Source organism: Legionella sp. PC1000 (assembly GCF_014109805.1).
GTDB lineage: Bacteria > Pseudomonadota > Gammaproteobacteria > Legionellales > Legionellaceae > Legionella > Legionella resiliens.
The window spans coordinates 1,942,929-1,957,287 of sequence record NZ_CP059400.1 but is presented as its reverse complement, the minus strand read 5'-3'; the positions used below and the strand labels follow the sequence as shown (position 1 = coordinate 1,957,287).

The window sequence follows — 14,359 nt, the reverse complement described above, 5'->3', positions numbered from 1 at the left end:
TTAAGGAGTTATTGTCAGTATAGTCCCTTAATACTGATTAATGAGAAAGGCCTCGTGAAATATACTCTGGGGAATTTTATGTTTTCTTTGTGCACAAAACATCTTTTCATCGAAGGAGAATGCCAATAACACCAAGAAAAACCACCAAAGTGATTTTTCTTATCGAGAAACTATCCTTTGCGACGCATGTTCTTGCCAATTTATAATATAAGGATTTTCATATCCTTCAATTGCAGCAACTTGCAATGCCCATTGTTTTTCCCAGGAACTTGGAGGAAATGTTTTATTCCAGCTCATAAACAATTGTCTTTGCGATGAGCTTAAGGATAATCCGTAATGTTCAGCCATAAATAAATAAGCGCGTGCCACAACTCCTTTGGCAGAGTCAGGCGGCTCGGCACGGCGCAATTTTTTATCAATTTTCATCGTACATCCCAGATAATCGGGTTGTTCCGGCAACACGCTAAATCGATAGTTCGACCGGGCTTGATTCACCACTCCTACTTCGGGCCATAAGTTATAAAGTTCGGCCTCCACATGGCGAAATTGTTCATCGATTTTTTCACAACATCGTCGTCCTTTATAAGGTTTGCCATGTTTGTCCTCGCACATGAGTTCACGCCAACATGCAAATTGCTGCCCAAAATGTTCGGCAGCCATAATATGCTCCCATTCAATGCGATGCGCTCGTTTGATTGAATCAGCAGCTTGCATGCCACAACTGGCTAAATTTACTTCTTTATCTTCATAACTGCATTGGCAATATATGGTTTGTTGATGTTTCTGAAATAATTGTGCTGCAATTTTCTTAGACTGTGAAAAAGAGCCTGGAGATTGGGCATAACTTAGAGAGATAAAGCACAGTAAAAGTATGTATCGAATCATTACGATCACCAAAAAGTAAATAGGCGACATTATAAGGCTCTGTCATTTTTTTTCTATTTTTTTAACACCATCTACCTATCAGCAAAAGGATTTAGTCTAATCCACCAACTCCTTCTACCTGTTTTCTTAATTTTTTCGATATTTAAAATGAGAACTTACTCTTACTCACTTTGCTCAATTCAGCAAACTTACTCATTGCTGCTCTTTGCAATTGTTCCAAATCATCCGGAGTAAACTTAAGTAATTCCACTGACATGTTTTTTATCAATGCATTCATCTGAATAATTAACTGCTGACAATGCTGTTCTACAATCGAATTTGCTTTTTGTTGTTCCTCATACCAGTGCTGTAACCCAACATGAATTAACCGATTAATAATACTGGACATTGATTCATGATGTTGTATTGCGAGTGACGAGATACGGCTATGCAAATTTTCGGGTAATGAAATAGTTAAACGGTGCATTATTTTCTCCTGCTTTATAGTTCTAATTCTTTGACCAATTCTTTTGGTTTCTGAGAAACAAGGTTTTTACTCGTATTTTGGGTGAAATACAGCTCACCGATATTCTTTGGAAGTGGGTGAGCTTCAAATAGTTGTTTCTTATCAATGACTGTCTGAAGTGATAAAGGATTCTGTTGTTTGTATCGTTCGTAATGACCCACTAATTGTTTACTGGAAAGAACGTCAAGAGAAGCAGGCTTTTCATCAGCATTTCTTTGAATTGCCTGAATCAATTCTTCTTTATTATCTGTAACCAAGGTCATTCCATGAACAGCTCTAGAAATTTGTACATAGAAATTTTTTAGAGTGGCACTAAAACGATGATAAGACTCCATAAGTCCGATTCCATAACTTGCATCTTTTCCCTGGACTTTGTAATTGGTTAAGACATAGCAGTAATCAAGATGTTTTAAGGAAGGATGTGTACGTTTCAGCCGCAAAGAAATACCCTCCTTCGTTTTAAAATGAATCGCTTCATCATTGATTTCGTGAATGGTGGCATATTGACCATTTCGAATGCCTTCTTCTTTAAAATTCCGGGTCCACATGACTTTATCACCTTCATAGAGTTCAAGGGGCTTCGATTCATAAAGCTCTATAACTCGTTCAAAGGGTGCTATGTGGGTTTTATATTGGGGAAGATTTTTTAACGCAAATGGTATGATTTTTCCTTGCCTATTAGTCAGCGGTAACATGTTATCTCGGTAATGGCTTTTGTCCATTTTTCCAACAGTATAGTAAGCCCCCTGTTTTATCCGCCCATTCATAAAGTCTTGATTAAAACGAATAACATTTCCTTTTTGATAATAAGGACTATGACGCAGCTGAGCTGCTTCTATAGATTTAGCCTTAAGCACTTGGTGCTCAAATTTATTTCCTCTTAAAACCGCCTCCTCCTTAAGACCTTGGCGAATAATTTCTGTAATTTCTTGCCGATTGGCATGAGTAGGAGCAAACAGCAAGGTTTCTTCACGCTCCTGTGGAGGCAAAGACAACCACTTTTGTGCTATCCATTGAATTCGTTCCTCATGAGAATTTAAAGTTTGTACGTTAAGATGATTTAATGCCTCTTTAACGTTTCCTTGAGTCGCATAAATTACTGCATCTTTTGTTTCTTTATTTTTTTGCCGTACGATTTCATCCATAATGGAGGTTTTAATTCCATACTCTTGGGTTAGGCTAAAGATCCTACCTGTATTAACGCTTGGAAGTTGCGCCTTATCACCAACCAACACTAAACGGGCACCCGTTCGCTCGACTTGTTTCAACAGCTCATGGCCTTGATGCGACGAAAGCATTGACGCCTCATCAACAATAAATAGTGTTTTCGACAAAGAAGCGGTTGGCGCATCTTTTAGCTCCTTATGCACAATCGGAAAAACGTCGGCGGTAATTCCTGCTTTTGTTTGAAGTTCATGCGCTGCGGAACTCGCTACAGTTATGCCACGTAAGGCATATCCTCGCTCTTCGATTAAAAGTCGTGCCTCAGCGAGCATAGAGGTTTTAGCAACTCCTGCATAACCTTGAATTGCAGAGAATCGATCGGTATTGGTCAATAATGCAATCATCGCTTGTTTTTGGGAGGCAGTCATTGAATGAGCTAACATCGAGCTTCGTTCGCTTTGAAACGTCTCGACCCTCCCTTTCGTTGCAATAGGTTTTACACTTCCTTTATTTAGCTCAATTCGAGCAAGGGTTTCGGACTCCACTGTAAGCAGCCAAGGGGTGGTTAAAAGAGTTTTCTGGGTTTCTGGACATGTACCTTCATAAAGTGTGTGCTTTGTCTTCTCTTGTGCTATCGCTGCAGTAATGGTTTCTTTGGTAATTGCTGCAGGATAAATAAGACTGTGTTTCATGGCTTCGTGTAGTAGGGTTCGCTCACTAAACACGGCAGTTCGTTGGCTTAGTGTTTCAATAGCTACTTGCACACAGGCCTTTGCGGCCTTTGATTCTGTTGGCTCTTTAGTGTGGCGATTTATTGTAACGAAGCTAATAAGTTTCTCTTTCAACTCTGAAACCCAAGAGGTGGATTTGCTCTTTTGACCTCGATTCTTGATGAAACTATGCGCATCAAAATTAAGTTCTTTAGCACGCTCTTGCCAATCATTAACGAGCACCTCCATATTTTGCTCTTCTTTATGCTGACGCGTGAGAAGGGTTGCTGCAGAAGCACTTTTTGCACCCGACCAACCTTTTTCCTCTAAATGCTGTTCAATGTCTTCTCGTCTTCTTGAAAATTCCTTTAACACTTCATCTGGAATTCCCTCAATTTCAAATAATCCATCGCCTGTAAGTCGTAAATTAAAGCCAGCTTCTTTGAGTTGATTGGCTAAATGCTGGCGATAAATTAACCCACAATAATGGGCATTATTTTGGATTTGCTCAATAACGCCACGATTTCGAGAAGGATCACTGGCTAAAGAACGCATCTTCCCCTGGTGATACGTCATATTCATGGTGACACAATGAGTATGTAACGCTGGATCGTTTGCTCTAGAGCTGGGTTGCCTGAATGCCGCAATTAATAAATTATCCGTCTTCTCATAAAAGAGTTCGCCATCTCGTCGGATGCGAGTTTCGGCAAACTCAGTCTCTATTTGAGAAATCGCATATTTAACTGCATCATCATGAAAGCGAATCAGCTCCGGAGCCGCACCCAAACCCACTAAAAGGGAAACACTTTTAGGTGCGGAAAAGGTCATATCAAAGCCAGGTCGGTGCTCACCTTTTAAGTTTTGCAATACTTGTCCGTTAGGTAATCGACCTTCTAACAAAGATAACATCTGCTCTTTTTCAACAGCGCCTTGCAATTGCAAATGGGTACATGCTTTCCCCATCCAATGCATGGCTGTTGCATCACCTGCATAATAGTTAAACGCTGCAGTATAATAATCTGCTGCACCTTGGGCTGATTTTAATGGTTGTATGCTGAGCATTCTTTGTTAGTCCATATATTCTGTGAGTTGACGTTCTTTGGCTTTTTGGGAAACCGCCTCTAAAATAGGACCTGAGGAAGACTCGCTTTCTTGTTCCACTTTTAAAGAATCCTCTGAGATACAGGTTGGTACATATCTTTCGACAAATCCTTGTGTTTGTGTTTTGCGCTGTATCAATTGAATCTGCAATTTAGTCATAGGATAAGGGCCTGGAAGACGTAAAAAACAGGCTAAATCTTGGAGTTCTAAAATTTCAGGATAGGCAACAATAGGACGGGTGACCCGCTGACTTCCCAGAGAAATCCCATCCCGAATGCTATTCGCCCCATAGGAGTAATTCTCTCGAGATTCTTCTATTTCCTCTTCACCCAATTCATTAGCAACAAGACGTGCCATATCACTACTAGGACTGCGAAAGAAAAAACGGGTATTGAGCAAATCAAATAATTCACGTGCACCACTTTGTCCATATACTTTGGTAAGCTGGGCAAAGCTTTGCATTCCCAATAAGAAACATCCTCCAAACTTTCGTACTTCAGCAATGGTTTCTCCTAACAAAGGCAATTTATGCAAACTAGGTAACTCATCACAGACAAACCAAATACGGCGATTTCGATTTGGTTCTAAGCTTAAAAGAGTCAGTGATGCCATAGCCAACCACATCGACATCAAGGGCTTTAAGGTTTTATGCTGCTCGCCATTGGATGAAATAAAAAGCCACCCTTTTCGACTATCCTCTAAAATGTAATCACGTATGGAGAAAGCTGATTTATTGTGAGCTTCAAGTCCTGATAAAGTCTGTAAGGATTTAAGATAGGTCGTAATTACTGAACGAATTGAAATCGCGGTTTTTTCAATCTTACCACTGACTAATGTTGCAGCAGCCGTTCCTTTTAAGTACTCTTCCAATAAAGAAAATTCGCCAGTTAACAAAAGCCGAAGAAGCTTCTCAAGCGATCGGTCTGAGTCATGGCGCATAGTTGACGCTACTGAGGAAAAAACCGTTCGGGCTGCATTGACCCAAAATGGATCTGATTCCCCGTGCATCGGGATAAGACTTTCGGCCATATTTTCAAAATCAGAATCCCGAGGTGCTTCTGCCCACATATCCCAATTAGGACAGCGTGTATCAAAGGGGTTTAACACAACATCCAATTCTTCTTGGAAATAATGGGAGATAAAGGAGCAGCCTTTATCATAAATGATAACGCGATCGCCTCGTGTGCGTAATGCATCCAACATTTTCATAATGAGTTGGCTTTTACCTGTCCCCACGGTTCCATGGACTAAAAAATGTTGCACTTCGCTTCCTGCAATTAATGGAAAGCCATCAATATGGATGTCTGAAGCAACATTATCGCGAATAATTAAATTCTTTACTCGTTCTGAAGTGCCCATACGACTTCCTCGAATAAATTGATGCATGCTTTGCTCTTTACCCCGGCGAATAAAATAAAAGGCAAGCCCCACCCCTAGAAGAAAAGAAATACAAAAAGCACCTAAAGCAGATTGACCTAAGGTTCGAGTCATCTCACGAGCGTTTTCATAATAATAGGAATAATTTAGAACTTGCTTAACGTTTTGGTGATATTCTTTGCCATGAAAAGAAAGCGTGAAAATATGACTTTGGCCAATAAGATTTAAAAGTTTAGCCCAATAATACACAGAAGCATGCTGTAATTTTTCAATGGAGGTAACACTCCAAATGATAAGCCCAGTTACGACCAACCAAAGAAACAAGCAAATTACAGTCAATGATTTGGTAATCTGATCCCACATTCTTAGATTATGAAAACTAATTTGACCGCCACGGGTATAATGTTTGAAATTAGGCTCATTTTGCATTTTAACTCTTCTTCCTTACTTTTAGACAAAGCAGTGGCTACCACTGCTTGTATTTATGGCAATTAATAAATTACTTTGGTGATTTAATTTACAGAATCCCAGTGTCCTTTCTGGTCTTTTTGAAAGAACTCATGCATGACTGAAAAAAGGAGATTTAATCCAATGCGATTTATTTCCATGCTCACCACAAAATAAGTAATGAGAAGGCTACCAAAGTATGTAAATCCCATGAGAAAAAAGATGTCAGAAGACTCAGCAAAACTTGCACATAAGGCGCAGACTACTGTAAATACGCCAAAGAACAAATGAGCAAATTGCTTTAATTTTTTGACCAGTAACGGACCTGTTTTTAATTGACGCTCCAGATGAAAGCGCACCAGAATACTAAAGTTAAGTGTTTGAGTAAGTAACAGCATGGCACCAAGACTCAAAAATAAACTCGAAAGTGCTGCATCTTGGATAATGTGCATTACTGTATCATGCGCCATAACATCATTAGACGGGTTACGGATACCTGTATAAACAAAGGTGGCTAAGATAATGAGCCATATTTTCCAAAAACCACTAAAAAATAATTTCAACAAGGCTCCATAATAAAATCGTGCAGGAATGATGTCAGGATTTAATCGCTTAATGCGCTGTATGTCTGCATCTAATGCACGTTTCAATTCCATTGAGTTCATTGTTTTTCTCCTCGCGTTTGCAGTCCTAAGACTTTGAACTTTTTCCATTTAAAACAAATTTTTGTGCGTCTCTCCCTTCATTAATGACCTTAGTCTCTTTCTTCATTAGATCATGCTGAGCCTTATGAAGCAACTTTTCTTCTGCTTGGAGATGATGCGGTATTTCATGGATTTGCTTTTGAACATTTTGTTGTAAGTAGTCTGTCGATTTAGTATTTATTCCTAGGTTTAATGTTGCCGCATTCCCTTTCAATTCTTGAGTATTCTTTTGATAAGATGCGCTCAATTGGTTTTCTCTTTGCTCAACATACTGGTTTCCTTCTTGACTTAAAGAAGCCACATTTTTTTGGGAGGCTTGGGAGTCAAAATTTGTGAGTAATTCTTCTCGCTTGTCGGCAAGGAAACTTTGACCGAGTGCCTGAAGTTGATTCAGCGCATTGATATCACCCGGTCGGCCAAAGAGTTCGTCTCGTTTTAATTCGCCAACTTTCTTGGCAACATAGGCAGGAAATGCTTGATTTAAGTCGGTATTAATTTGAGCCGAATGCGACTCCACATAATTTTTTGCTTTAGAGATGCGCTGCGCTTTCGACGTGTTCGCATCATAATTATGACTTGCGGTTTCTGCTTGCCGAAGGTCTGCACCCAGCTGATTGGATAAGGAAGCTGCTTGTGAATGACCGTCGTCAAAATGATGATTTTTTGCAAAGTGTTGTATGTAATTGACTGCATCATTAAAATCTTTCGCTTCTCGTGCAGAAAGACTTCCATCCATTGACTTGTGGTAGCGATTACTGTTACTTGAGGACTGCTCATATTTAAGATGTGTCTCTCCTCCTGCATGAAACCCAGTGCCCCATTGTGCTAACTTACCAAAAATACTGCGTTTCGTACTAATCCCTGCCTGCGCACCCCAACCGCCACTGGTTAAATGAGTCAGGGCTTCTTCTTTACTCACGCCCATTCGTTGGGCTGCATCTTCGGCGATGTGACTGATTGTGGAAAGAGCTTTTGAATATTGAGATGACTCGCTGGCAGAAACTCCCTCACCTAAACGCATCTCATGACCTTGTAACTGAGACAGTTGTAAGGCACGATGGGCAAACTGAGATAAAGCAGATTGATAATGGTTGGATTCATTAATGGCTGCTTGACGCGATTGTTCATAGGCTTGGTTCAGTGATGCACTTAATCCTTCAGCGGTATTAATAGAAACAGCACTGCGGGTCATACCTGGACTTACATCAAAAATACTTCCACCCTGTGCGTTAACTGTTTTTAAAGCACCGCTTCCTAATTGTTCTGTATGCATTCCATGAAGATGGGTCCAGTTGGAATCATGTTTGTTGGCTGAGAAATTATTGGCAGTGGTATTGTAGAAGCTGGTTTGCCCTAGAGCAAACGAACCACTTGCAGCTTCGCCGGCAACTGACATACTCGAGCCTTGCATGTGGCTCATCATACTTGTTGCCAGATTACTAAAAGCCCCACCCAAATTGGACACTAAACCATGGGATAAGAACGGAATAAGCATCATCAAATAGCCACATGCCCCAGAGATGTCGGAATGGAGCTCATCGATTTGATTCAAATTCACCATAGTAAATTGACCGAATTCTGCCGATGAAGAGGCACCATAAAGTGTCATACCTGCATTGAGTATGGCAAAAAGAACAGGCCAAAACTGCAACGACATAAAAAATTGCACGTATCCATACAGAATACGCACCCCACCAGGAAGAGAGCTCAAGGCAATAATCAAAGGAAAAACACCAAAAAGTAACAGAGTAAGGCACGTATGGGTAATCGGGAGAATCCATAGTGCTTTTTGTCCAAGAACTTCCCAGCTCCAGCGATGCTGTACTTGCGATTTAGTAAACTGTTGATTAACCACTCCTGCGGTGGCATCAGTAAATGCCTGATACTGTCCTACTCCTTCTCTCATGGCATTAATCATCATGCTTTGTAAAAACACATTACTTGCTGAGTCGGTGAGCCCTTGATAATAATTGAACGCAGATTTTAAGTGGGTGTTGAAGAGCGCTTCATAAGTGGTATTTTTGGGTTTACCAAATAAATTAACGCCGAAAAAGGTATAGGCTTTTTTAATTTCTGTCTCAAGTTTTTTGCGAAGACTGTATGGACCATCAGCTTTTGATGCTTCTTGGCAAGTCACCAGCTTTCCACTTACTTTAAGCATTCGAAGAGGAGATGCTTTCTTGGTGATTAAATCCCAGAGATTGGCAGAATGTGCCAAATCACCCACTGAATATTTATGATTCATGCGAATATCTCCAACCACACAGACTCGAAAATATTCGTTCATCTCTTCTTTAAGAACGGGGTCAATAATGCGAAAACTGGTGGATGCTTGAATAAGACGTGAACCAAATAAAGCACCCGTTTGGGTATACTGCAAATCATTGGGCATTGAGAGCAAGGCATCATAACTTTGTGCAAGCCCATAGCCGATGGTGGTGATAAGGCTTGCGCTCAAGCCAAACACTACAGGTACGTTATCGACTAATTTGGGAGTTTGGCTGGAAATATCATCAATAAGTACTGAAGTTTTAGGCAATAAAATAATATTAATTAATACGATGTATCCTATAAACCAATGAGCAAACGCCATAGGGTTTCGGGTTTTTAAAAAACCGATGGTAGCCATGACAATGCCAATCAATGCGGTAATACGCAGTAATCCTAAAAAGCTGTCTTGCTTCATAAAAGAGGTCGTTGCATTAAGTACGTGTTGGACGAGTTCACCACCGGCCAGTACATGAATCGTTATCATTTTATGCTCCTACACTATTCATGCTGGAAGCGACTTGCTTTTCAATGCGTGCCATGCGCTCCACCAACGCTAATTTCTGCTGCAGCTTATGCCCTACTTTCGGATCGATTGAAGTCACTAATGTTGTTGCCTGACTGATACGTTTCTGAATTTCTTTTAGTAAATCGGAATTGAGTTCAGAACCTGCCGTAGCTTGGCTTACTTCGGTGAGCAATTCGCTTAAATAATTAGTCAGCAAATCTTGAGCAATAAGCATGGAATACTCTTCAATATCCACAGTCGTGCTGCCATAATGCATGCTGTTTAGAACGGATAAAAACTTCATAACTGGTAATGAAGTCATACTTAAGAAATTGAGCTCACGCGTTCCTGGCTTTTCATCATTAACTAGTTTTGAGTTAATGGTGCGAATAATCTCACGTACTTTGTAAGTGAGCGTTGCCGTTTCGGGTATCGAAATATCTTGAAGACTCACTTGCAAGCATGCACCCGTGCTTCCTGCATCCTTACAACGCCATATTTTGGCTTGATGGGTGGTTCCTACCCCAATCAATGCATTAATTAAAGTGGGGTTAGAGGCAAGTGAGGGTACATTGGTTACTTTACCTTGACCATCGATAATGAGGGTTCCCGTAAGACTCATGACCATTTCAGCAAGTTCTCGGTCTGAGTTTAAAAATGATTTTGCTTGTAAAATGGACCAAATTAAATTTTTGTTGAGCACCACCTGTTTTTTTCGTTCGGGGTCAGTTGATGCCTTACTCATGACGTTATCAAATCCAGTTCCTGAACACGCCATGCGTGCTTTGACGTAATCACTAAATAAACCTTCTTTTCCCATAGCAGCTTGGTCTTTACAGATTTTTTGTTGGCTCTCAGCGGTTTTAGGCCAAACCCCGCCCACCATATTTTGTGAGAGTTGACAGGAATTGATGCTCGCTTGATTGGCCATTTGTTCGAGTTGTTGCAGATAATCTCTAACTTGTTTGAGTTCGGGCACCGTGGAAGCAAGCATTACATCTACGGCATAAGCCCCTGCATTAGTCATTACTGATTTGCCTAAATCCACAAGCTTTTGTTCGCTTAAAAAACTCATGCTCCCTGTAAACAAATCAATTCCTCCGCATCCTGCGCGATAGCTTGGAAGATCTAATTGCACCAGTTGATATTGGCGAACTTGGTTGCGGGCATAGAGTGAGCCGCCACCAAAAAAACCTGCGGCTTGGGATTCAAACGCTGCAGGTGAGGTGATGTTGGATGCATAGCCAATGCCATTGAAGAAATTATCTAAATCAGTACTCACGCTGGCATGGCCCGTTGAGATAACCAATAGTAAAAGATAGCCAAATCCTTTAGTCATGCATGCCTCCACTTTGCTCATAAGCGATAATTTTTGGGATGAGTCGCTCTAAGCGGCCACTCAACTCATCGTGTGTCATTGCCCCAAACCCTACGGGATAGAGCTTCTTTGTTTTTGGATTTACCACAAATAAAGCAGGATACTGAATCGGATTTTCTTGATACGCTGCATTAATCCATTCGGTGGTAGCAGGTAAAAAGTTGGGAAATTCGCTCAAGGATTGGTTATCAAAGGCTAAGGGAAGTACCTTTATTTTATTGTGTTTTGCCCATGAATTAAGAATAGGGGCAAATTGTTGGCAATAAGGACAAGAGCTTGCATAAAAGAAAATGAGCCCATGCTCTTTAAAAAAGACTTGTGCTTTCGTTTGAGGTTGGCTAAATATTTGTGGTTTTATCCCCTGCTCCTTTGCAGCAATCGTTGTTGTGAGCCAATCGGAATTTGCTGCACTAAGCGAACGACTAAGTAACATCATTAGGATAATAAGCATACGTCCTTTCATACCTGTACTCCTTGAAATTGGGTTGCCACCTGGGCTAATCGCTCCATCAATACATCCTGAGTAGTTAATCCATATGCCACTGGTTCTGTTTTATTAGATTTTGGATTGACTAAAATAACTGCTGGAAAATAACGTACACCCAAATGGTTTGCCTGGCCTGAATCAATCTTTGAATGAGGTAATTGAGATGAAATGGTTCCATCGATACTAATAGGCATCAAAGTCAAATGAAAACGATGACAAAAATCTACAAGAATAGGAATTTGTTTTATATCGTAGGGGCTTTTTCCCCGATAGAAGAATAATAGCCCATGGGATTTGGCTAGCCTTTTGATGAGTTCGACTCGCTGCTCTTCGCGCACCTCATCCGTAATTTTGGCGCCAAGATTGGACGTAGGGTGAGTTACCGTATAGTCGTACTCAGGATAAGCCAACATCGTTTTTTGAAAAAGCTGCTTAAAATGCGTGGATTCTTTAAGCCAGTAATCTTGCAGCCTTAAAAAAACACGCATGTCTTCAACCTTCTTTGTATATCGTGCTTTATGTAAGGCTTCCATGGTGTAAAAGCGAAGCACTGCATCACGTTCAGTAAAGCTAAGTTGATTAAAAGCCTTGCCTCGAGAACTGGGTTGCTTCGATTTTTTCTGCTCCTTTTCAATGCTGTACCAAAGAAAACCGACCGGTTTCTCAGCGAATACACCAAGCGAATTATGGAATAGCAAAAGAAAAATACCCCATTTAATCATGTGCACGCCCCATCTGTTTTAAGCGCTCAATATGGGACTGATTGACCGCAGATACTTGCCCATCATTTGGCAGTACTTTGCGACTCATCAGCTCTTGGGTAATGGGGGATAAATCCAAAACAGAAAAATTAATACGCTCCAGTTCTTCTGGGGTGATGCCACGGCAATTGGCTTTATTGTCTTCATCTTTGGCCCAGCCAAAGTGAATACCTAACTGATAATATCGCCCTTGGATTTGCAGGATGGAGGCCAATTTTGTGGGAAAAACACACCACGATTCTTTTTCCTCGAGACAAAGCCCTAACTTTTTTAAAGCACAAAAAGTCCCTACTTTATATGCTCTGCCTTCCTCCTTGGCTTTGGCAAGTCGCTTCTCATCTTCACTGCAATGGGTCATTTGGTGACTGCCATGACAACAATTGCGTGTATTGGCAACCACTTTGCGACAGGTTGAATTTGTTCCAGTAAAAATGGCAGGAATCCCACTGCGAACTTGCTTGGTTGCAACATCGGATGCCACACCGGCAAGAGCCCCGAGGCGGGACAATCCTTCCGCCACATCATCGCTTTCTTCTTCAAAAGATAAGTCACACGCTCCATCGCTACAGGGTATTTTGTCAGGACAAATGGTTTTTTCTGGGAAACAAACCTGAGTCATACATGAAAATGTTTGTAGAAATCGAGTACACAATCCATTGGACGCATTAAGACACTGTGAACTCAATTGCGAACAGCCAGCCTGCAGCAAATGCATGCAATAACTGTTTTCTAAATAGGAGCATTGATAGTTCGAAGCATGACCCCAGCATGGTCTGGTAATGGCAATACCCTCAATGATTTTTGTGGCATTTGGATCTAGACATGAATTGTTGTTCGTCAAAATACAAGAATCTGAAATTTTCTTGTCGCAGACTTGAGTAACCCAAGACTCTTCACCCACCTGTTGCGTTAATATCATCTTAAGGGGTATAGGTGCTTGGATTACTTTTCCTAAGAATACTGTGACTGTAGGGTCTTTGCAGGTAGGCATTTTTATGAGTTGCAGCACTTTATTGTGATACATCACCACAAGATTTAATGCTTCACAGGCAGGGTGTATTTCGGCAAGATTTGCCTTGCTGCATCCTTTATTGTGTTTACCACATTGGGCTAAATGAAAGGTTGCGCTTCCACGAGGAAACATGACTTCGCGAGTAAACTGTTGCGTGAGTGGTTTTAGTGTTACCTTAAGCGCTTCGCCACATGAGATATTTTTGTAGCCCATAGTTTCTTCGCAGGTTTTGGTCTCTGGTGTGGATTCACAAAAGCCTGGCTCTTTATAGCAGACTCCATTTACCGCGCTGTCTGGACTTTCAAGTAATTTCTCGGCATAACGCATCTCAGGGCTATTCGGATTGTAGCGCCCTTTAGTGCGGGTGCCTGCGTGTTGATAAACCTCTAAAGCTTCCGGATTTTTGGACAGTGCATTTAAACCTGTAGAGGACAAAGTGTTCGTTCCCTCTTGCGGGAGAAGGCTCGTCTCCTTCGGGTTTTGTGTATATCCCTTCAATACGCTTGCAGGATTAAATCCATTCAAAGCTTGCATTGACTCATCACGCGCTTTTAACGCATCAGATTGGGTTTGAGCAACGATTGCGGTAATGAACGCGCTCAAAAATAACATTAAGATGAATTTACTCACCGCTTATCCTCCGGACATCGCTCATTGAAAAGCGAGTATCTCCACGTCCTGCAATTCGTGATAATCCTTCGTGTAGCGGCAAATGACCATATATCACATCAAAGGTTTTCCCCTCATCAACAACGAGTGCGGGTACTTGCTGGATACCAAAACGTTCAAATAAGGTGGGGTCAATTGCTAAATTTAAATTTGGGATATGCTTACTTAATTCCATCACCTTGAGTGCAGTGTCTTGCATTGAATCATGATAAAGTCCGTTTAAATAAGCAGGAATCTGCAAACGGCTACTTTCTTTAAGCGTTTCTTCCAATAAGTTATCCGGCATGGAAAAACTAACAAACACTGATACCGTTGACGCAAAAAGTACTGTATTGGTAAGGCATCCCAGTAACAAAATAATTCCTTTTCTTAGCATTTCAATC

General features: G+C 41.0%; 11 protein-coding genes. All 11 read right to left on the bottom strand.

Features of this window, described 5'->3' with window-relative positions; genetic code table 11:
• Positions 1-159 precede the first annotated feature (159 nt).
• The gene (locus tag FOLKNPGA_RS08535) at positions 160-885 is read right to left on the bottom strand and encodes an endonuclease (protein WP_182352632.1); all 726 of its coding nucleotides are present in this window, start codon (positions 883-885) and stop codon (positions 160-162) included.
• A gap of 142 nt (positions 886-1,027) precedes the next feature.
• A complete protein-coding gene (locus FOLKNPGA_RS08530; protein WP_182352631.1) occupies positions 1,028-1,351 on the bottom strand; it encodes a hypothetical protein in 324 nt (107 codons plus the stop codon).
• 14 nt (positions 1,352-1,365) lie between these two features.
• Positions 1,366-4,326, bottom strand: coding sequence for a MobF family relaxase (mobF, locus tag FOLKNPGA_RS08525; RefSeq protein ID WP_182352630.1), 2,961 nt, complete (start codon positions 4,324-4,326; stop codon positions 1,366-1,368).
• A 6-nt stretch (positions 4,327-4,332) separates the two neighbouring features.
• Positions 4,333-6,171 (bottom strand): type IV conjugative transfer system coupling protein TraD, encoded by a 1,839-nt coding sequence (traD, locus tag FOLKNPGA_RS08520; RefSeq protein ID WP_182352629.1) that lies wholly within the window; start codon positions 6,169-6,171, stop codon positions 4,333-4,335.
• Between the two features lie 83 nt (positions 6,172-6,254).
• Positions 6,255-6,854 (bottom strand): hypothetical protein, encoded by a 600-nt coding sequence (locus tag FOLKNPGA_RS08515; protein WP_182352628.1) that lies wholly within the window; start codon positions 6,852-6,854, stop codon positions 6,255-6,257.
• Between the two features lie 25 nt (positions 6,855-6,879).
• The gene (traG, locus tag FOLKNPGA_RS08510) at positions 6,880-9,648 is read right to left on the bottom strand and encodes a conjugal transfer mating-pair stabilization protein TraG (RefSeq protein WP_182352627.1); all 2,769 of its coding nucleotides are present in this window, start codon (positions 9,646-9,648) and stop codon (positions 6,880-6,882) included.
• A gap of 1 nt (position 9,649) precedes the next feature.
• Positions 9,650-11,008: a conjugal transfer protein TraH gene (locus tag FOLKNPGA_RS08505; RefSeq protein WP_182352626.1), complete on the bottom strand. Its 1,359-nt coding sequence runs from the start codon at positions 11,006-11,008 to the stop codon at positions 9,650-9,652.
• Positions 11,001-11,510 (bottom strand): type-F conjugative transfer system pilin assembly thiol-disulfide isomerase TrbB, encoded by a 510-nt coding sequence (trbB, locus tag FOLKNPGA_RS08500; protein ID WP_182352625.1) that lies wholly within the window; start codon positions 11,508-11,510, stop codon positions 11,001-11,003. Before trbB ends, FOLKNPGA_RS08505 begins: the two co-directional genes overlap by 8 nt.
• The gene (gene traF, locus FOLKNPGA_RS08495; protein ID WP_182352624.1) at positions 11,507-12,256 is read right to left on the bottom strand and encodes a type-F conjugative transfer system pilin assembly protein TraF; all 750 of its coding nucleotides are present in this window, start codon (positions 12,254-12,256) and stop codon (positions 11,507-11,509) included. Before traF ends, trbB begins: the two co-directional genes overlap by 4 nt.
• Positions 12,249-13,937, bottom strand: a complete 1,689-nt coding sequence (gene traN / locus FOLKNPGA_RS08490) for a conjugal transfer protein TraN (protein WP_182352623.1) — start codon at positions 13,935-13,937, stop codon at positions 12,249-12,251. Before traN ends, traF begins: the two co-directional genes overlap by 8 nt.
• Positions 13,930-14,352, bottom strand: a complete 423-nt coding sequence (gene trbC / locus FOLKNPGA_RS08485) for a type-F conjugative transfer system pilin assembly protein TrbC (protein ID WP_182352622.1) — start codon at positions 14,350-14,352, stop codon at positions 13,930-13,932. The genes traN and trbC overlap by 8 nt, the downstream gene beginning before the upstream one ends.
• Positions 14,353-14,359 lie beyond the last annotated feature (7 nt).